Source organism: Bacteroidia bacterium (genome assembly GCA_027493955.1).
Classification (GTDB): domain Bacteria; phylum Bacteroidota; class Ignavibacteria; order SZUA-365; family SZUA-365; genus JAOSJT01.
Genome location: JAOSJT010000001.1, coordinates 1,798,558 through 1,818,894 on the forward strand (window position 1 = coordinate 1,798,558; position 20,337 = coordinate 1,818,894).

The 20,337-nt window shown below is 50.3% G+C and carries 12 protein-coding genes and 2 pseudogenes; all 14 read right to left on the bottom strand.

Translation table 11 applies throughout. The features are described from left to right. Window position 1: 1 nt before the first annotated feature. Window positions 2-841 carry a DUF4007 family protein gene (locus tag M5R41_07050; protein ID MCZ7556141.1) on the bottom strand — a complete coding sequence of 280 codons (840 nt, stop codon included), beginning with the start codon at window positions 839-841 and terminating at the stop codon, window positions 2-4. Next, on the bottom strand, window positions 834-6,287 hold the full coding sequence (locus M5R41_07055) for a DUF87 domain-containing protein (GenBank protein MCZ7556142.1): 5,454 nt from the start codon (window positions 6,285-6,287) through the stop codon (window positions 834-836). Before M5R41_07055 ends, M5R41_07050 begins: the two co-directional genes overlap by 8 nt. Next, window positions 6,284-7,897 (bottom strand): hypothetical protein, encoded by a 1,614-nt coding sequence (locus M5R41_07060; protein ID MCZ7556143.1) that lies wholly within the window; start codon window positions 7,895-7,897, stop codon window positions 6,284-6,286. Before M5R41_07060 ends, M5R41_07055 begins: the two co-directional genes overlap by 4 nt. Then, window positions 7,887-10,217, bottom strand: a complete 2,331-nt coding sequence (locus M5R41_07065) for a hypothetical protein (GenBank protein MCZ7556144.1) — start codon at window positions 10,215-10,217, stop codon at window positions 7,887-7,889. The genes M5R41_07060 and M5R41_07065 overlap by 11 nt, the downstream gene beginning before the upstream one ends. Further along, the gene (locus tag M5R41_07070) at window positions 10,186-11,340 is read right to left on the bottom strand and encodes a cysteine desulfurase (GenBank protein ID MCZ7556145.1); all 1,155 of its coding nucleotides are present in this window, start codon (window positions 11,338-11,340) and stop codon (window positions 10,186-10,188) included. Before M5R41_07070 ends, M5R41_07065 begins: the two co-directional genes overlap by 32 nt. Window positions 11,341-11,351: 11 nt before the next feature. Next, window positions 11,352-12,191 (bottom strand): phosphoadenosine phosphosulfate reductase family protein, encoded by an 840-nt coding sequence (locus tag M5R41_07075; protein ID MCZ7556146.1) that lies wholly within the window; start codon window positions 12,189-12,191, stop codon window positions 11,352-11,354. Window positions 12,192-12,208: 17 nt separating this feature from the next. Next, window positions 12,209-15,598: a hypothetical protein gene (locus M5R41_07080; protein ID MCZ7556147.1), complete on the bottom strand. Its 3,390-nt coding sequence runs from the start codon at window positions 15,596-15,598 to the stop codon at window positions 12,209-12,211. After that, window positions 15,598-16,488: a DUF4007 family protein gene (locus tag M5R41_07085; protein MCZ7556148.1), complete on the bottom strand. Its 891-nt coding sequence runs from the start codon at window positions 16,486-16,488 to the stop codon at window positions 15,598-15,600. The genes M5R41_07080 and M5R41_07085 overlap by 1 nt, the downstream gene beginning before the upstream one ends. Before the next feature lie 13 nt (window positions 16,489-16,501). Then, window positions 16,502-16,747 (bottom strand): annotated as a pseudogene (locus M5R41_07090) (excisionase family DNA-binding protein). A gap of 253 nt (window positions 16,748-17,000) precedes the next feature. After that, window positions 17,001-17,310 (bottom strand): annotated as a pseudogene (locus tag M5R41_07095) (DNA damage-inducible protein D). Window positions 17,311-17,375: 65 nt separating this feature from the next. Next, window positions 17,376-18,635 (bottom strand): AAA family ATPase, encoded by a 1,260-nt coding sequence (locus tag M5R41_07100; protein MCZ7556149.1) that lies wholly within the window; start codon window positions 18,633-18,635, stop codon window positions 17,376-17,378. Beyond that, window positions 18,632-18,835, bottom strand: coding sequence for a hypothetical protein (locus tag M5R41_07105; protein MCZ7556150.1), 204 nt, complete (start codon window positions 18,833-18,835; stop codon window positions 18,632-18,634). Before M5R41_07105 ends, M5R41_07100 begins: the two co-directional genes overlap by 4 nt. A gap of 92 nt (window positions 18,836-18,927) precedes the next feature. Further along, complete coding sequence (locus M5R41_07110; protein MCZ7556151.1) at window positions 18,928-19,197, bottom strand: hypothetical protein; 270 nt, start codon at window positions 19,195-19,197, stop codon at window positions 18,928-18,930. A gap of 21 nt (window positions 19,198-19,218) precedes the next feature. After that, entirely contained in the window at window positions 19,219-19,809 is a 591-nt protein-coding gene (locus M5R41_07115; GenBank protein MCZ7556152.1) for a hypothetical protein, read from the bottom strand. Window positions 19,810-20,337: the final 528 nt, after the last annotated feature.

A 20,337-nucleotide genomic window follows, 5' to 3' on the forward strand; every position in this document is an offset into this window, starting at 1 on the left:
TTTAGATCAAATCACAAAAAATTAGTTTCCAGGCTGCTTCTAGATCCATCCTTGGATGCAAAAGCCAAGGCTCCATATGACGGTCAACGGTAAACAATCCTTTTCTTTCGGCCAGTTGGAGCACTCGCTGAAGAGCATCTATGTCCCAACCTGGAATGGTTCGCCAACCAGCAACCGAATCAAGCTCTACAACAGAAATTTGGCCGTTCTTAGGGAAATGGTCATGTACAAGCTGCAACAACCATGCACCATATCCAAAACCGAATTCGTCACTCACCGGGGCAGGTTTTCGAGTAATAACCCCACTTTTTTCCGACAAAGCTCCACAAGTTCGAAACGCAGCATCATCCTCGTAGGTGCCAACCAATGGCCCGATTATGCCGGACTTGTCTATTTTGAGAACAGAGTGAAGGTAAGTCTCCAATTTAGATCGCTCAAATGCCATTCCGAGTGCTTGCTTGCCAGGAAAGAAGGTTTGATACCAGACTTCAGCACCACATAAAGGGCTGCAAAGATATAAATGGGCTACCCACTGCGTAATATTCAGTTTTAAAAATGGGTCTTCTAGTAGCACAATGCGGCCAAAGGGTGTGAGATCTGGCTTTTTTATAGATGTTCGGCTGGAACTAGGTAGTCGAATGAGCCCCATACCCCGACAATAATCGATAATAGCGGGAACCTTGCCACTCGACACCCCCATAGGAATACCGGTTTCCGATGCGATTTCCTGATAATCCCCTGACTTTCCAGATGCCGCATAACGGAGCAATGCATTGATGTACTGACGCTCCGGCTTGAAAGATTTATGGAAATTTCGAGGAAGGCGCGAAGGTTTACTCATCGAAACTACGCTCCTCCAATGCTGTTATACGAATTTTCAAGGCTCTCGGGACAAGCTTTTCTCCAGCTTGATCTAGAATACGACCAATGGAATAACATTCTCCTTTTGAGAGTGAAGATAGTTTGCGAATCCAGTCGTCTACCTTTTGTCTTGTTGCCAATGCGGCAATCTCTGCGAAGGCCTTAAGTTCAGTGTCAGCTGGCCTAAAGAAGAGTTTATGCTCCGCATTAAACATGCGGTCCCGCTCGTCTTTTCTCATATTACTCATAGTTTGCGTTGCAAGTATGAGTGAAAGGCCAAATTTTCGTCCCTCACGCAAATATTTCGACAGGGGACTTCCTTCCTTGTGATCAAGATTCTGAACCTCGTCGAGTACGATAACTTTGGGATCCGTTTTCTTCCCTTTTGACTGAAGGTGTCCGTACAAATCCCACAAAATAAATTCAGTAATTAACCTTCCAGAGTACATATCCATTCCAGCAAGCTGGAATATGTTGCATAGCGGATCCTGTTCAAGGAATAAATGATCCCAATCAAAGCCAGCCTCACCAGATGAAAAGGGTTGATCCAAGACAAATGGGCGTAACTTGTTGTGCAGTGATTGCGCGTATGCCTTGTACTGCTTATCCTCAGCCATCGATTCGATTATTGAAAGCATGTGATCAAGATTCATTCCGCTTTTCATGCTTTCCACACCGTCCATAATGGCGTGGTGAAGAACGCTATATTGCTGGTTTCCAATATCATATACCGAGTCAAATAGGCCAGCGATGCGCTTGGCAATGGCATTGGAATTTTCTTTGATTACAATCCCGCCATTATCGGACACCTGGGGTAAAAAAGGATTGATCGGGAGCGGCTCCTGACGCACTACATGCTGCTTGGGTGACAAAATCTCATTGGCTATTTTTTCCAAGTGATTCGGAAGGAAGCCATTCGTGTAGTCAATGATCAGGCTGTTTTGCCTGAATTTACTCATCTCGCACAGCATCGCCTGTATGGCGTAGGTCTTCCCTTGCCCTGAAGATCCAAAAATGAGCATATGACGGTTTGCTAGCTCAGGGTGCTTGAACTCCCAATAAACCGGCTGGCCATTGGGGACTGTCTCACCAAGAAGGATTCTCCCGGAAGGCACTTCTTTATTCACGACGGGTGTTACCGCCGCAACGCTTTCAGAGCCGGTTTCTTGCGGCATTGTGCCTGATGGCTCCGAAGCTGCCTTTGTCTCCATCTCGGGTTCGGATGGTAGTGTTGAATCTTTGATCAGCTCAGCAGCCAGCGGCTGACCGGCTGGTTCAAAAACCTCATCTTCAGAGGACTCATCCTCGTTTTCATCCTCGTCATATACCCAAGGCGTGTAATCATCCTCTGTATCCTCGGGAATATACTCATCATCCTGTTCAACGACCGCAGCCTTCTGCGCATTGATGGCTGTCCAGTCGACAGGATACTCTAAGGAGTCAGTCATCAATTGGCGTACAAATCCTCCCCCAACAGTGTAGACATTGGCGACCACATCGAGATCTCCACCAACGCTCCAATATCCGGCGCGTTTAATTTCTGGATCCTGATCGATCCAGAAGGCGAATACTGAAGCATCCCAAGTTACTAAAAAATCTCCTTCCGCCAAACGTTCGAGTGCCGACAGGACATCCGAATACTTGATTTTCGATACTTCCGTTTTGCTAGCAATCAGACGATGGAGCTGCATCCACCAGTAGCGGCGGTCGGGACGATCTTCGATGGAGCCCGCTCCTCCTGCCCTTTCCGTCGAACTTTTAAAGGCGGAACCCAATACTGACAGGCCGTTGTCAATCTGCGACTTGGCCTTAAAAATGTGCTCCGGCGACTGTTGTCCCATCTTGCATTCGATCAGATGCAGTTTCACGTGGAGGCGTCCATCCTCTCGCAGCCAAACCTGCATCCACATTAGATCTGGGCGACGTAAATTATCTGCAAGATCAAACCAGTGCCGGTAGGCATCTAGTGAGATCAATGATTCACAAAGCAGGTCTTCGGACCCTCGCAGCAGTTTCCGGGTCAAGGAATATGCCATGAAATCACGGATGTATTGATCTGCAGCTCCAGTTGCTCTTACCAAAGATAGACCGGAAAGCTCGGGGGCAACATGAAGAACTCCTTTGGCAACAGCTTTGCAATCGTCCAAAGACCAGCCCGCTTCCGCTGCGTATAGCTGCTGAATGGCGGCCTGCAGCCGGAAGTGAATATCGGCAAAAGAAAACTGCTCGGTCGAAATGGTGTAATTGTCTTCGCCGTGGCTACCGACTCCTGAACCAAAGCCAATTATTTCCCGCTCTTTGTTCTTTTCGAGTTTGGGCGTTCTGATGAGGCGTTCATCCATATTGGGATCAATGCAGATAATCCACTCGGCTTTGTCATGGAGGCAGTCAATTAGCGCTCTCCACGGCGAAAAATCTCCGGAACCAACGACGACAGTGCCGGTCTGCTGTGTTCCAGTCTTCAGACCATGCAGCAGAGTGGCGTGATAGGCTCCAAGTGCAAACTGCCGGTTGCTTACAACCCGTTTCCGTTTGTATTTATCGGCCGGGTTACTGACAGTGCAGCAGGCCTTTTCAAGGATGGGGAATTTAAGATCGCGGCTGGTGATATCGAAGGGCTCGACTCTCTCAAACTCATTCACACCGGTACCAGCGCCAATAAAATCGTAAAAAACGGCAATATCCGCCTCAAACTGCTCTTTTATCAGCTTCTGGAATGCACCGAGATCGTTTTTTTCAACGATACGGTGAGCCACAGAGAAACGGCAGTTCCGGTACAGCTCATATTTTGTTTCGGTTTCAGCAGCCTCCCAACGCTCCTTCCACTGCTGCACCCAGTTGGAAATGTCGGATTCATCATTGGATTCCGTAAACACGGTCACACCGATGGCGTAGGGTCTTCTTCGTTCCTCGTTCAGCACATAGCGCTTATTTGGCTTCTGTTTAGTCGGCTTCGTTGCCAAAACCTTCAGATAAGCATGCACCGCTGCGACCACCGGCTGAACATCTTTATTCCTGAAAACCGCAATACTTAATCCATCTCGCGCATGGGGGTGAAGATCGAAATAGTCCTGCATGAGCCGCAGGAGGAGTTTTGATTCGCTAGTTTCACGGAACATCTCGGCATCATTTAAATTGCTGTCATCTTCGGTGCCCTCGTTATAACGAACTAGCAACCGCGTCGAGAGCGGCGCGTCTATCGTTGAAGAGGATCCGATGCGATGGATCAGCTCGTTGCCCCTGACATCGGCGCACAGGTTTTTGCTTTCATCGCTTAGCAGTCCCGTCAGGGGAGACTGAATGCTCGAGAGGTCAACATACGTTCTCCAGATATGGGTCTTGAAACCATCCCGGCTCGGGGTTTTGGACAACTCCTTATTCACCGCAAAGTTAAAGCACCTGGTCAGATAGACAACCTGTGCCTCCAGCATTTCCACGACGGAAGGATGAAGAATGGTTGCCACGCCGGAGCGCTCGTGAACATCCGCATGCCAGGTATCGTCAAGGTTCAGGGAACGCGGCTCCACAACCAAAAACGCCCGGGTAAGCATCCCGATGAGGGAGGACGCGGAAATGTCGGGCAGCGCAAGCGCCACCTCAAAAGATTCCGCATAGGCCTTGCGGAGATCCGGCCATTCCGGCTTGGCACTGAAGATGGTTGAAAAAAGACCATTTGAAGATGCTGCGGTTACAAACCGGTCATACTTCTCTGCCAGCAGTTTGAGTTTGGGCGACAAGGGATCATCGACCTTGCTCCACTCTCCGCTTAGCAGGTTGGTCAGTGCCCCGTTGGACTCCCGTTCATCCCGGATTGCGTGCAAGAGTACGCGCCGAACCTCTTCGTCGGCCGTGGCCTGCAGCAGTTCCTCGAAATAGGAAATATGATAGACAGGAAGTTTGTGAATTTCCTGCAGGCTGGCAATAGACAGCCTGGCGCGGCGCAGCAGGTCAATCGACAGTCGATACATATGGTGTTCAGGAAGCCGCCAGCCATATTTCCGTTTTAACGGTTTATGCTCCGAGGAAATGACGACTGCAAACTCCAGAACCGGCTCGGCGGTTTTTGCATACCGACAGTTGATCTCCGGAGAGAGTAGATCGCTGAATATGGTAATCTCGCTTCCATCGGCATTGCTGATATTGATATGTTTCGTCAACAACTCATCAATTCCGCCTATCAGACGGGTGAGGTAACGCCGGGCATATTCCGCATTTTCCGCCGCATCCCCAAGCCCATCATCCATATTGTTCTCTTCTCCGGCACCATCCACATCGTGTTTAAACAGCACGGGAGAAATTTCGATGGATTGAATGGAGATCTCAGCCTTGTCTTTATGCTCGATATAAAATTCTCGGAGCGTCATCCAGACGGCATTCAGGAGAACTTCGACGGGGCTTCCGGCCAACTTTCTGGTACTTTCCCTCTTTTCCTTTTGAGCCCTGTCCTTGAATTTTAAAATATCGTCCCAGATAACTACAAAGTCGCACTGTCTTAATTTTTCGCGTTCACATTGCCCATCGTTTTCAATAAAGTCCCTCAGCCCGACTAGCAGCTCTTGCCCGAAAGCATAGGGGCCGCAAACTTCTTCATCGTCAAAGGGAATGCCCGGATCATTTCCTTCTGTTATCGCTTTTTGTAAACTATCAATAGCCTTGAGCGCCTTGTCCCGTTGACGGGCCTCAAGGAAGAGCGTGTAATTGAAGAACTCCACCGCTTTATGAATGTATGGTCCTAGCTGCTTTCTCTTTTGATGGCACGGAAAGCGGGAAAGAACCGGCAGGCCGAACGCCTGGAGATTTGCCAGCATCAATCGGGGAACATCCGTCACGTCGGCCGCGAGGCTGAGATCCATTTTTTCCAGCCAATCGCTGAGCTGCAGCAGATCCCCGGTTCCACTGGTAAACAGCGGCTTGATGACCCTATCGATGGTCGTGAGATCATCCGGGCGGTAGTCATGCATTCCAATGCTTTTCAGTTTCTCTTCAATCCACGAACTGAAACTTCCCCGCATATCCTCATTCCAGACCATGTCGGGATCGCAGGTGTGGAAATCCGCCAAACCCGCAGAGTCCGTCACCTGATCGGAACCGCAAAGAACAATAACCAGCAGACGGTTGGTATCTGTATTCACGATACTGCGGGTATATGTCAGATCCCGGCCTTCGCTCAACCATCCATTGCAGCGGGCCTGGGCGACTCCTGCGTCACTCCAATCTGCCGTCAGTGCGGAGGCGATTTTCAGAACCAGTCTGATTTTTGGGTCTTTCAGGCAAACGGCCGTTACCGCCTCGGCAATGGCCAGAAGGGTCGGTTCCTGCATAGCCGGAATCATAAATATCATCTTGCGGCCATACGCCGGATCCGCCTGAAAACGTTCGATCCGGGTTTTCAGATGGTTTCGTACTGTATTAGCAAAATAACTCATAGGACGTCCCCTCTGTCATCCGCCGGATTGTGGATCAGCGCACAGGAATCGGATAGATGGATTAGGAACCCGGCGGCCTCCAGCATTTCCTGAAGCCACTGGTCCGTGTCTGCCGGTAAATAGATTCCCTTGCCGCAAAGTCGCTCGCTGGCCCGATCAAGTCCTTTGGCATCAAAGACTAACCCATGCCGGCGCTCCAGCAGCTCCTTGAATGTGTCGAACGTAAGTCGACCTCCCACCGGAACCGTGGTCACGACCAGCAGGCGCAGCAGTTGTTCATTCAAAACAAACCGCGCACCGGCCCCCCTTTTGGGAACGACGAAACCGAGGCGTTTGGAGAGGCCCACGAACAGCTTGCTGCCGTAGGATCGGTCCGCCTGTTTAAGTTTTTTATTCCGTTCACCCTCATCCTCCGGCAGCTCAACCGTGTCCGACCTCAACGATTGAAAAATCATCTTTTCAATCGCTTTGACTGATTGCTGTGAAAGGCGACGGATAACCGGACGGTTCTCTTCCGGAGCCGATACGGCCAGCCGATAGTCCGGCCCGCTACAGGGTTCCGCACCGCTCATGAGTCGCATGCTCTGCATTGCCAGGGTGCGGAGAACCTGCATGGAACAAGCGGTCTCCAGCATATAAATCCGCTCCACCACATCCAGATTGCTCTGCATGAGACGAAGCAGATCAACAGCAAACAGATAGCCTTCCATCCAGCTTTCTGCATTGCACCAACCGGCGGAGACAAAACGACGATCCGACTCGGTCCCATCAGTGCTTTCCGGGGTGATTGGATCCAAACGGGAGTCAATGAATTCCGCAAGTTCCGTCAAGGTGGGTGGACAGAAGCTCATCAGATTCTGCAACGATTCGTTCAGCTGAGTGTGCAGCCACTCCGGATCCTGTTCGTCTTTCGTCAATCCGAAAACCCCATCCCGGCACCATGCGGTGATTCGGTCGTGAGGTTGCCTCAGCGCATTGCAGACCTGCAAATAAAGCAGCTCACCGCCTCGCGATAAGAAACGGTGCTGATTCATTGTTAAGTATTTGCTTTTGTTTTCAAAAATATCATCCCAGCTGTCTGGATTCTCTCTCTCAGCCGCACTTTCATTCCAAATCGTTTCCCCTGCTAGAAACGAGTGAGAAATCGGAAGAAAGCTCTGGGCACACCATGTCCTACCGCTGCCTGCGCCTTGAAACCCGAGAAACAGATTTTCGATAGTGCGGATAATATCCTTTTTACGCTCGGGGTCATCGACCTGAATTTGACCGTGCAGTTTTTGGATCAACTGCTCATGGTGGACCCGGTGTGTTTGGTGGCGAGACTCCAGCCGGGATGCCCCCAAAAAGGAGAAGAGTTTCAGGTTCAGACGCGCCTTCGGCGTATATTCAAGTCGTGCGTTATTCCAAGCAAAAAGCAGTTCCCGGCTCGGCAAGGCCGTTTCAAAAACCGAGTGTCCTGTCCGTTTGGGCGAAAAGATAACAAGCAGGAATTCGCTCAGCAGTTCACTGATGGTTTGGTCGGAAAACAGGCGGTTGCCATAGAGCTGAATCGCCGGATTCTGCATCGCTTTCACATCATCTGGAGTGTAGGGAAAATAGTTAAAGGTCATCGGTTACCTCCAGATTGTTGCCATTTACGGCAAAACGCTGCCTGCGAAAGGTGTGATCCGTTTTCAGGCGCACCAGCATGATCCGTTCGTCGTCATGAGCGGAGGCCTTTTGTTGAACCTGCGCCTTGAAGCAATCGAGCCGCTCAAGATAGGAAGCTTCAAGCACCTCGCCCAGTTCACCGAAATGGCGCATCATGACATAATCCAGAAACGGTACCTTCAACGGCAACTTCAGTCCGTCAATACGACTATTTTCCTTTCCGCATAAAATGAGATCTCGACGCAATTCACCCGATGCACTGACGCTGTTGATTAGCCTTAATGTTGTCGAGTCTCCCCAGTCGACTTCGGCCAAAACAACCTGGGCGCTCTGCCGGACTTCGCTCCGGCGGCGGCTCAAAGTTATATAAAGCCGCCGCCGGTCATTCTGCGTCGATCCTTCGGGGAGCCGCACCCCGGTAAAGTGCTCTTGAAGGACATGGTATATCTTGCGTTCGAGCGTCTCTTTTTCTTGCCCATTAAGCTGAACTCCACCTTGTTGCCATCTGATCCAGTCCAGAATCGTCGGAGAGTTTAGGTACTGCCCCAAATATCCCTGTTTCCCTTCGGGAAAGTCCGCCAGAAAATAGAGCATGCGGCGAACCTGTTCCCGGGCCAGATCCGATGACATTCCGATAAACTGCGACTCATGAGCCCCATGACGGCGCAGCTTTTCAAACTCCGTATTCAGCGAATCCACACCGAGCGTCACTGGCTCGTCACAGTTGCGCAGCCACAGTTTGTGCTCCCATCCTGGGCAGGGACGTTCCCCGAATTTCTGTTTTTCGATCTCCTGCACTGCCTTCATTTCGAAGGCTGAACCATCCGGTTGGCGGCCGTTGTCGCCAAAAAAGCGGTTGAAAAAGAGATATTCGGAAATCAGCGGAGGTGGATTCTGCGTCTGAACCTCCCGGATGTCCTGTTGATCCAGCCCGGAGGTGATGAGATATGCAAGGTGCTCCGTAAACTGCCGCATGGTCAGGCGCGTTCCATATTCATACATGCGCCGATAAGCCAGAAAGATCCGTTCGGTTGCCCGTTCCTGATTGGATTGCAGGAGGTTGACGTTGATGAAAATGGGACAGGTTTCCCGGCAATCCAGAGTTTGGCAGATCGTCCAGCGTTCCGGAGCCAGCATCTTTTCAAAAACCCGGCGGGCCAGCGCCATATTATCCATGCGGGCCAGGTTGAATACCCGGAATTTGATGCCGCCCAGAGACAGGGTCGATTCCCCGCTCTCGCTGCTGATAGCCTTTAAGACGCGGCTTTCCACTTCAACATCCTTTTCGCCGAAATATGCCGAATGCCGCTTGGCAAGATCCAGCAAGGTACCAGTGTTGGAGACCAAAAGAAAACGGCGATCTCGTTTCGACAACTCGTCCAGCAGGCTTGGATCCTCGTTACGATCACGTTCACTCAGGTCTTTTATGATAGATACATCCCCCGTATCTTCACGAGGTTGCGGCGGCACATCCAGGGGACGGTCACGATCCCAGTCCCGAAAAAGCTTATATACCTCCATGGCGAGGGTAGATTTCCCGTCTCCCGCATGTCCCGTCAAAAGTACATGTTGGCCTCCCGGATCCCTCATTTCTTTATAAATGATGTCCGCCAGCGGATGCTTTACGTGGATGGTGGCAAACTGCGCATTGCATACCTGCGATTCTGCCAATGCGTTTTCATTGCTTCCACCCGAGCGTTGAAGTGAATTAAGATAACTCACAAAGGGATTTAAGGAAGCTTCACTCTGCCCATCAAGCAATCTTTCAAATGACTGGGCGCGGTGATCGCTCCGGTTACTACTCTCTTGTAGACAATTAATAATAAGCTGAACAAGTTCCCCCCGCGTTGATTCATCCTCTAGCAAGCTCAGTAGGGGGTCTAAAATTAATGCATGGTCCACTAAATCACATAACGCTCCAGGACCTCCAACTGTTTCTGTTGCCTCAAGCTCTGGTGCCTTTCCATCCAAAGGCACCAACGACCAAAACGTAGAAGTGTGTAAATGGAAAAACGGAGTGTGAGCCCTGCAACTACTGCTGGTATCAGGTGAAAACTGATTAAATAAATCCGAAAAAGTCTCTTTGAAGAATGAATCGAAATAAATTCTTCCGTCTGAAAAGTTGTTCTTTTTCAGAGATTCAATCGCTGTCAGCAGTGCAATCAACTTATGCGGTTTAAAAGCATTTCCTTTCCAACCTAATGCACGAATTTCCCGTTTGACCTCCATCAGCATCATCAGCCCCTCCTCATGGTTGTCGGAAAATACTTTTAATTTCAACTACTGAGCGTCTTAGCATCTCTATGGCCTCATGGATGTCGTTTTGGGTTGTATGTCGCCCCAAAGAGACTCGAATCGTCCCTTTCGCTGTTTCACGATCACATCCAATTTTCTCAAGCACGTGAGATATCGTGATTGCATGATTGGAGCAAGCCGAACCCTCAGAAACAGCGAGTGTCTGTAGATTGTCGATGAGCAGATCGGCAGGAACTTTTGGAAAAGCGATTGAAAAGACCCCTGGCAATCTAGGAGTGGTCAGCGAGTGAACTATGCTTTCTGGAAATGCTCTTGCTATCCGCTCTAATAACTCTTTTTCGAGTCGAACGATTTCCGCTGAGCCATTCTTTTGAACATACCCTTGGCAAATGGAGCAAGCTTTACCGAAGCCAACTATACCTGGAACGTTATTTGTCCCAGGGCGCAAACCATGCTCCTGCCCCCCTCCACGAAACGGTCGTGCCCAAGGCCATTTCCGGGCGCCTCCTCGGACAAAAAGCGCCCCCACCCCCTTGGGGCCGTACATTTTGTGGGCGCTAAATGAGGCAAAATCACAATTGACCACCTGTACATCGAATGGCACCTTGCCAAGCACTTGGGCAGCGTCAGTGTGGAAATAGGCCCCGTTCTCGTGGGCTAGATCAGCCAGCTCAGCTACAGGCTGCAGCGTCCCCAGTTCGTTGTTGGCAGCCTGCACTGAAACCAGCAAAGTCTCCGGGGTGATGAGCTTTCTAGCAGCATCCAAATTGGTTACGCCAGTCTGGTCTACGGGCAGCTCAACAACCTCAAATCCATGTTTTTCCAGTAGGTGGGCGGGCTCAAGGACCGACTTGTGTTCAATGGTCGATACCGCGATCCGTTTTCGGTCGGAGCGGGGCGTCAGTAGCACGCCCAGAAACAGCAGATTGTTGCTCTCTGTAGCTCCCGAGGTAAAAATCATTTCGGCAGGGAGCGCATTGGCCAAAGCGGCAACCTGCTCCCTGGCTGTTCTGACCGCCAACTCGGCCCGTCTCCCCATCAGGTGTCCGCTGGAGGGATTACCATATTCTTCATTCCAGTAACGCTGCATCGCCTCCACGACTTCCGGGGCGCATGGTGTTGTCGAATTATGGTCCCAGTAAATCATTGAAAAAAATCCTAAAGATGACAGATGTTGCAAGAGAGAGACTCGCCATCGTCGGAGTCATAGCCCCAAATATCTTTCAGTTTCTGATGTCCCTTAAAAGCATTCGTCTCACGCTCTTTCCTTTTTGCGTGCTCTTCCATAATTGCCTCTGCGCGTTGGGCCAGCTCATCAAGGGTCTCACCCTGATTCCAGGTATACCGTACACCTGTTTCTGGATCGTATTTTTCGTATTTTTTTGCTTCTTCAAAAAGTTCAGGGTGATTTTGAAGCAATCCTACCCATTCACGCTTCTGCTGATAGAAGCAAAAATAACATCCTGACCGGGACCGCCACTCATAATAACGAGGCACCCCCAGCCCCGACTCATTAAGAATCCTTTCCACATCTTCAAGACGTATATTATTTTCAACAAAGGGTAAGACTGTTTTCACATTGGGTTTTGTTGAAATGTAGCCTGTACGGTGAGGTTCATCTGCTCGTATGCCGACATAGCTGATTACAGGATCGTTGCCTATGAAATCTTCGTAAGGCTTCAGCTTTAGATACTCTGTACACCAGCGAGACTTTGGAGATGGGAGGTAACCTTTCTTGATTTGAAGGATCTCGTCGAACCCATATCCCGATGAGTATTTAAGAAAATGAATCTTTTTGCCGAGAAAAGTTTCTAGTTTAACCAAGTACTCATACGTCTCATCAAGTTCCTTTTCTGTGTCACAGAAAACATATTCGACATCCGGAATCTTGCCCAACATGTAAACAGCTAGCGCAGAGCTATCTTTACCCCCTGACAGCGCCAGAATATGTCGCACAGGCTTATCGGATTTTGCAGATATTTGAGTATCGGAATACATTGGGAACTCCTTGCAATCTAATTCTGGTTCGACTCAATTGTGCTCAATAGCTCCCTTAAGGCAGCGGCAAGGGCGCGGGAATTGTCTTTCCCTCTTAGTTTGCTGAGCTGAGGTTCCAGCATTATCCGGAAGGCCTCCTTTTGCTCGAGCTCCTTGTTAGTCAAGACAGGACCAGCATCCCCATAGTTAAGCCAGGTCTGCCGGAACAGCTCCCCCATGCCTTTTGCCAACCCTTCAAAACTCTCTAAGTCCATGTCAGTCCACTGCTCAAAAGGCCGATTGGCGATCAGAGACAATGCTGGGCGTGCGTTGTGGTCGTCGGCAATGCCGTTGTTCACACAGTTGAGAAAGGGGGTCAGCACCTCATGCTTAATGCGTGGTACGAGCCATGCCGCTCTACGTTCGAGCTCGTGCCACCCATCGATGTTTTCGGCAAGCCCACAGTGACGGAGCAAGACCTTCCTTTTCTTCTCAAGCAACTTCGGGCCGTAGTTGTTTAAGGTGGAAAGACTGTTATTGAGCTGCTCAAAAAAATAATCCACGTCTCTTTCACGCCTCTGCCCCTGCATGAATGGCTGCAGCCCAAAACAACGTGGCAGGTCGACAAAGAGGAGCTGTTCCGGTGAAGCCGCGTGCAACAGGCAGTCGCGCACTTTTACTGCCGCAGCATTCCCGATCTGGTTTGTTTTCTGTGTGACGGGTGGCAACGAATTCAATACCCGATACAGTGCACGCACGACCGATGCCGTCTTAGGAGCCTGTTTTAAGCCTGTGGCCAGACGTTCCACAACAGCCTTGCGGGTGCCATCAAGCTTTGCGCCCGAAACCGCAAACAGGTCAGGCCTTCTTTGCAGCAGCTCCAGGTGGGCCGACTGGACTTCGGGAATAAAAGTACCTTCCCTATAAAGAAACAACTCATCCTGGTAATGGAGGTAAAAGGCAACAAATATAATTGGATGAACACCATCCGGAAGACCATATGGGACATTTGCAAGCTGTTCAAACAGGTCGACAAGTTCGATCCGCTGAATATTTTCCGCGAATACTATATCCTCAACCAAATCCCACGATGGCCGTAGGTTGCAGCTATTGCCCTCAGAAGGAGGTCCGAAGTCCCAACGCTGACGGTCATCATTAAAGAAGTGAACCCCAGAAGCACGTAACACGGATTCATATACGCTGCGTTCCGGAGGGTAGCCCTCAATGCCAAGACACTCCTCACCGCGCCTTTCCAACATGCGCTCCAACAGACAACGTCGTGCTGCTGAAGCAGCGCTTGAAAGTTTTTTTCTGACGACCAGCTCATTTCGGACCATGGGGGTTAAATGGTATATTTGGTCACATGCCTGGGATAGCAATTTTGTTACATCAACAGGCTTTTGCGGCTGCTGGTCTTGACCGTGCCATATCCATTGACAAGAATTGCCCACCGGCGCAGGACGAGGATCTAGCAACGTCTGAATATGTTGGGCGATGTGCTGTTCTCCCATAGCGAGCCTCAAGCTTAACTCGCGCCGGGCAATGCGGTCATCACGGAGTTCAGGCGTATTTTTTTCGACCCAACGTAAGCAAGCTACCTCCTCCGCAACACCGCGTAAGGCATCAACTTGTGTGGGCAGAGCAATAATGAGCCTTTTTTGTCCCTTGGCCGCTTCGAGAGCTTCTGCCTTTAGTCGCTCTATGTTGGCTTGTGGCAGCAACACAATAATGGTGCCTGCTGCATCTTCAAATCTATCAGCTGCCTTCAGAATACTTTTGCTCAAACTCTCCGCGTACATCAGATTGAAATAACGGTTGACACCAGTTTTCAGGCTGTGGCGACGGGCAACGAGAGTCCTGGCAGGAAGGTGATGGCAAAGAGCCTCCAAGGGCGACACACTTTCAATCTGAAGCTTTCTCCTACCTTCATTCATTCGGGCTTCGATATCGACATCGCTGCCCTCCCAAACCCGATATGAGTTGTCCAATCGTCGATAAGTGACTACCGACTGCTGTCTCAAAAACTCCAGGTCCTGATCTAGTGTTGCAGGGCTAGAAACAGCACTCCTGAGAATTTGCGCTGTGGCGCGAAGAGGACATATTTCTGACAAGACATTCAAAAGCGCCACTGTCTGCACAATTTCAAGTTGGGCGTGACTTAGATAGTGACGGCTATTTATAATGTCGTTGGCCTCCAATAAACGTTTCGCGTGCGGCAAGCGAGCTAGCCCCGCCTCAAAGTTAGCTAATAAATAAGCATAGATGTGATGCAGACGGATAAAGTTGTCACCCCCGTCAACAGGATGGTCAATATGGTACTGGAAGGCAAATGGCTCGCAGCTGGTTAAATAAGAAAATATGGATCGTTCATTCTGTGCGAGCCTTCTGAATAAGTAGGGCATTGCCAGCAATAAGCTAGGGTGCAATGGCCATGAGCGACGAGCTATTTTTTCAAATTCGGCATATTCCAGGCCAAAAGGGAGTGAGATTGCTCCCTTTTTGATGTCCAACAAAGCGTAATCCAACTCATCCGCTATTGGCTTTGGCAAATTGACAGCTGGATGTAATGCTGAAGCTATAAGCCTTATTGTGGTGCCCGCTGACTCGCTGAATTGAATAGACTGAAAACGCTCCTGGACCTTGTTCCACTCATTACGAAGAGTTCGATCAGACAGCTCAACATAGTCGTCAAACATTTGGTGCAGGGTAATGAGAAACAGCAGAGGTGTTTTCGATTGGCGGCTGGCGTATTCCGCCAACTCCTGGAAAATATATACGTCGCCACCTGCTCGATCCTGAAGGGCGTATTCCAGTGTTTTCCCCGCCTCGTCAACAAGCAAGAGAACGCCAGTGAAAAATTGTTTCTCCGCCTCTTTCTGAACGTCAGTCAGAAAACCAACCACAATGGCAGTGTCTCGCCAAACCTTTCGCCGAAGCGCCTCCTCAATTCGAGCATGGAGATCCCTCACTGATGTAGAAATTTTCATGCCCCTGACGGCCTCGAGCATTCCTTCCAACAGCAATTGCGCGATGGGGCGACGACGAGCCGTAACCGGGACAAGAAGAAATCCCTCTCGGCCGTCTTTGGTTTTGCGAATTTGCCGCAACTTTGCATTCAGCTTGGAGTATTCCGGGGCAAGCATTTTAGCTGCCTGGTCAACCTTCCTGGCATCCCGATCCAAAAGCTGACAAAGAAAAACCGCAAATGCTGATTTCCCGGTTCCGTATGGACCGGTCAAAGCGAAGGCCCGCTGCCCCTTTTCGGATAACAACCCTTCGCTCAGTTGCTCCAGCGCCTGAGCTACATTGGGGGTTACAATGTAACCGGACGCACTGCCAATGTTCTGCCAGTCGTTATGAAGGTTGACAGAGCGCAAAAATCGAGGCGCTACCGCAACATAATGAGATCTTTTCAGGCCTTTGCCCATCACACATCCCCTCGGCAGTAATAGCTGCTTAGCAACTCTTCGGCTTCATCGAGGGCTACATTGCAATGCACTTGTGCAACACCAGCGGACTCTGTGAAATCGAAACGATTCCCCCAAATCGAGTTTTCATGTAATTCCTGAACGGCCTCAATCAATGCGTTTTCATCCAGCATAAACACTTGCCCAGGGCTTCCTTCCTTGTAGAGCACTCCCTGAATTGTCATTGCGCTCTTGTTTTCTCGTCCGAAATACTCGCAGATTGCATAACCAATAATTTCTGCGGGAAGAGAAGCTTTAGCCCCAATTGAAAAGCGGTAAAAGTCTCCTCCACTCATCGCCTGAATTAAGTTCAGCTCTTGCAGAGGACAATCGAATGATTCCTCTCCGGATTTTTTTTTCTCAAATCGCTTGAGCCCGCAATAAGAGCGGATAAAGCAGTCGACATCTCTCATGATAATATTGTCGGAAGGGGCATTCTTGCCTGCATCAACAAAGCGCAAGGCTGCTTCAGCCACATCCTGTTTCGAAAATTCAGGCTTTCGGAGGTAAGAGAAGAGAGCCGTGCCTGAAGTCTTATAGTTCAGGTTTGTAGTAAGTTTCCAATGCAACAACCACCAGGAAGCTTGGTCCTCCAAAAAAGGATCCCAGCCTGATCTCTCGTCCAATAGTTTCTTCCCGAAACGGGTAACAACATCGCCTTCGATGATCCCGGTCAAATCGCACCAGTACTTAATGCTATCGACCATGTTTTTTCCAACACCCAAATCAACAATAGCTGATTCGTGAGAAAAGCTTTTTCTGTTTGCGGTGAACTCGTAGCCCTTCTCCAACCAACCATAGCGGAGGGAAAAAGTCTGATGTCCTGAAAATTTTACTCGCTGGTTATTCATGAATCGCCTTTACTCACTTTTCAGTTGTGACATTTACCCTGTCAGCCGCACCACCAGAGCGGACCCATGCGTCTACCTCGTCTTGCTTGGACGTCCACCTCGTCTTGCTTGATCGTCCAACGACGACCGATGCGGTGACCAGGCATAGCCCGTTATTCAATCTACTTGTAGACCGTCTCGTAGCTTACATCCAGGTATTTGCAATGTCATCGACTGTCGGCCATCTCTCAATTTTAACCGGCTGGAACAAATTTTCCATTGTTGCCTTGTTATCATTGTTCCGTATTCAGGGAAAATTGAGGACGTGCAATTGCTTTAATAAAATATACCTAATTATTGCCATAATCAAGCGAATTGAATCGAAGAGTGTCGAATCTGATAGAGCTAAATTGCATTACGGACCGCCATGCCTGTGTGTAGCCTGGAACGGTGTTCGGACTCGGCGGGAGTGCTGTCAGAGGTTCCGCCCACCATTCGCGGGCGTGGGTCGAAATTCGTATTGCCGCTGACCGAGATTCGGGACGGATACCGCGTTCGAGCAAGGTGTTGCGCACGGCCTGATTGTTCGAAATATGTACCGCGAGTGGTCCTCCCCGCTGCGCAGGCCGTGTTGTCGGGCGTTGAAAATGGTGATCTCGATGGCGAAATCCCTGGCTTTAGGAATGATCGTGGGCGCGATGTCCGCCAGAGGACGATTGTCCGGTACCTCCCACCGCGCTTTCATCGCTTGTGTGGTCTTGTTGAAATCGCCTTTGCTTCGAAACGGGCGAAATTCTCATCACCACCGGTTTGCTCGAAGATGACGGCGAAAAGCTCCTCATCGAACAGCCGCCCGCTGCCCGGCTTGCCCGGGACGAGACTGGAGCGGAAAAGTTCACTTTGATTTTTCATACGGCATTCTCCGAAAGCAACTCTTTGCCTTTGGCTGTCAGGCGGTATTTTTGGAGCCGGCTATTGTGCTTGTCGGGGATGGTCATTTCGATAAGCCCTTTATCCAACAAGGATCGGATTTGCTTATGCAGCTCGCCGGAAACGGTTTTGTGCCCAAGGTGGCTGGCCAACGCGGATTTACCGGCAGCTTCTTCGCTGAGCTTTCGTACTACGGATGCCGCCAGTTTTGACTCTAGCCGTGACTCTAGCCGTGACTCTAGCCGCGACTCTGACTGTTCGGTTACTTGTCCCGCATCGGTCGGCTCTGGTAGCGGCGAGGGATTTACCTTGCAAATAACCGAATGAACGTCGAAGATGAATTCCGGGGGAGGATTGCCATTGTCACTCAACTCACGGCGAGCCATCTGAATGCCAACACCGAAGCGTTGGACCAGATTCAAGACCTTCATGCTTTCGGCGATATCCGGATTGCGATAGTCGGCAAAACCGGGCTTGCCGAAGTTCTCCGGAGTGACACGCCCGTAAGGACTGCCGGCATTGATGATTTCGATATGATCGTTGAACCAGTACACCATGACCGGTGCATTTGTACCTTCATAACTGCGGTGCATGACGGCGTTTCTGGTCAGTTGCTGCAACGCGGGGATCGGGTAGTTGTAACGGCGGATTTCGGTCGGGGCACTGACAATGTCGACGGCCACGCGGTTATGGGCTGTCATCTTCTGATCAAGCGCTTCAATCTGACGACTGAGCGACCCATCGATGCGCAATTCATCAATCACCTCATCGCCCCATTGTGTGCCGTCAATCCTCAGGAATTGAATACGCGCGCCCGGTACGAAGTCCTGTGGTCTCCGGCCGAGCGTCAGCTCCGGATGCCGAGCCACTTTTTCGAGTGCTGCGAGCACATCCAAATCCTTGGGCTCTATCTTGACGGTTTTCGGTGTCTTGACCATGCGAGTGATGGACGCTTCTTTGTTCACGCTCGGGATAAACACCTTCAGGCGAACGAATGCCTTTTCATGGTAGTCCCTAGCATCAACGTGTGGCCCATGCGTCTTCACGCTCAGAGAGCCAGTTCCGTGCCCCGAGAGCCTCGTCATGTCGCCGGTGAGACAGAACTCGATCGCATCAACTACACCGCTCTTACCTGAGCCGTTGGGTCCCTGGATCGCGAAAGTCTTCCGATTCAGTGGCAGTGTAAGCTTCCGGATGCCGCGCACCTCCTCAATATGGACCTCTTCGAGTTGGATCATGATTCGCCGCCAATTTGCTTATCGGAGAGTTGCAGGTAGCTGTCGGCTTTTGGCACAGTTCCCGCTGCAAGCAACTCGCGTAGCTCCTCCAAGAATCGGTCGGATAGTTCGGGCTGCTTGACCTTCATGTTCTCGATGGTTCTGCTGACCACGCGGCCACGAACTCCTGTACCGACATATTGGTTTTGTTTCTCAGTCATTACTGTCTTGAAGAAATTAAAATTGGTAAGCGGCTCCAGCATAGAGAAGGACTAGCGCACGCTGTTGTGGGGCAGGCACTCGCGACCAGAACTCATAGGCCCGTAACGAGCTTCATTGTGATCTTGATGACAGCGCCACTAACCTTGCCAATCTTGTCGGCGAGATCAGCCTTTTTCTGATTGTCCGAGGCGTCTGAGTTAACGATCTCGATCAGCTCAAGAAGCTCTTCACGATCACTCTTCGTAGGGAAGAGTTCCTCTATCTCCCGCGAGGTTAGCGATGTATAGCTGGACAGCTCCTCTGCGAACTGTTTCTTGGTTTTCGCGTTCGCCAAGATGCCAACTGGACTTCGTTTAGCCATGTGATCCTCCAAGTTGATTTTTTACTGATTCGTAAGTTTTTCGATGCGTTCTTTTATATTCTCTTTGGCGGTCTTGACTGCTCCATCGACGGCCTCGAGAGATAGGCCAGGCTTGATTGCACTCAATAAATCGTTGATCGCTTGTCGCTGCGCCACGTTTAGCTTCTCAAGGCTGTCGAGCCAACCGCCAATTGCCCTGTGCGCCGACAGCGCATTTCGGTACTCCGCTTCAATAGCACCTCTGAGTTGCACTCGTATCGCTTCGATTGGCGCTGATTCCGCCTGGTACTCAGCAACCAGATCATTGTACAGGGTTGGGAAGTCTTTATCCTTATCGTATGGACGTCCGTTCAACTCCTCGAAGGCATTGATCCAGTTACTTAGGAAGACGGGACCGTATTCGTGGAAGAAGAAGTGCTCGAAGTTCTGAAGCTTCTGGTCAATGAAGGAATTCACCATCGCGAGATGGGAGTTCTCTAGCGACTTGATGATCTCTGCCTGCTTTTGATGCGTCCTCGCTACCTCTGGAGGGACTGAAACGCATCCTACGGTTGCAACCAGAAGTACGAGGAGCGCGACGCCAAATTTGGCCTGAGTGCTCATTTTGATCATTGAAGTCTTTATTAGCATATATTTATCCTATTTTATTTATCCTCGCTTAGGCCGGGGAACCCTAGCTGCCCAACAATAACTAGATGTCCCCTCATAAGCCGCAGGTGTTGCACTTTCTGTCCACACAATACTCCGTTGGATATTGCTTGAATTGTGCGATACCACCAGTTCCTTCAGTCTCTTGTTGTTGACGTGGCCAAGTAGCAGCGAATGTTATACGGATCAAAATAAGAAGCTGCCTTTCAAAGTCCGTCCTTGGGGCTGCGAACACCTGCCGGTTTCGACTCCGCTCAACCACTGTTGAAGGGATGGTACATACTGGCGTGCGAACCTATCTCCGCACCCCCTCCGCATCCCAGACCAACAACGCACCAAAGAGCGAAATTCACCCAACGGTTCATGTGCGAATCTCTCAGATGCGTGGCGAAGTTGCATACAGTTTGCGGGTATCCTGATACGAATCATGGGAAATTACAGAAAGGAAAGACAAAAGTCAATTATGCCCTGGAAATCGCGAACAGGGCCGTA

Excerpts from the sequence above, each read along its gene's own strand:
- M5R41_07085 (MCZ7556148.1), bottom strand. The coding sequence starts at position 16,488 with ATGAATAACCAGCGAGTAAAATTTTCAGGACATCAGACTTTTTCCCTC.
- M5R41_07070 (MCZ7556145.1), bottom strand. The coding sequence starts at position 11,340 with ATGATTTACTGGGACCATAATTCGACAACACCATGCGCCCCGGAAGTC.
- M5R41_07050 (MCZ7556141.1), bottom strand. The coding sequence starts at position 841 with ATGAGTAAACCTTCGCGCCTTCCTCGAAATTTCCATAAATCTTTCAAG.
- M5R41_07100 (MCZ7556149.1), bottom strand. The coding sequence starts at position 18,635 with ATGATCCAACTCGAAGAGGTCCATATTGAGGAGGTGCGCGGCATCCGG.
- M5R41_07075 (MCZ7556146.1), bottom strand. The coding sequence starts at position 12,191 with ATGTATTCCGATACTCAAATATCTGCAAAATCCGATAAGCCTGTGCGA.
- M5R41_07055 (MCZ7556142.1), bottom strand. The coding sequence starts at position 6,287 with ATGAGTTATTTTGCTAATACAGTACGAAACCATCTGAAAACCCGGATC.
- M5R41_07060 (MCZ7556143.1), bottom strand. The coding sequence starts at position 7,897 with ATGACCTTTAACTATTTTCCCTACACTCCAGATGATGTGAAAGCGATG.
- M5R41_07115 (MCZ7556152.1), bottom strand. The coding sequence starts at position 19,809 with ATGATCAAAATGAGCACTCAGGCCAAATTTGGCGTCGCGCTCCTCGTA.
- M5R41_07105 (MCZ7556150.1), bottom strand. The coding sequence starts at position 18,835 with ATGACTGAGAAACAAAACCAATATGTCGGTACAGGAGTTCGTGGCCGC.
- M5R41_07080 (MCZ7556147.1), bottom strand. The coding sequence starts at position 15,598 with ATGGGCAAAGGCCTGAAAAGATCTCATTATGTTGCGGTAGCGCCTCGA.
- M5R41_07110 (MCZ7556151.1), bottom strand. The coding sequence starts at position 19,197 with ATGGCTAAACGAAGTCCAGTTGGCATCTTGGCGAACGCGAAAACCAAG.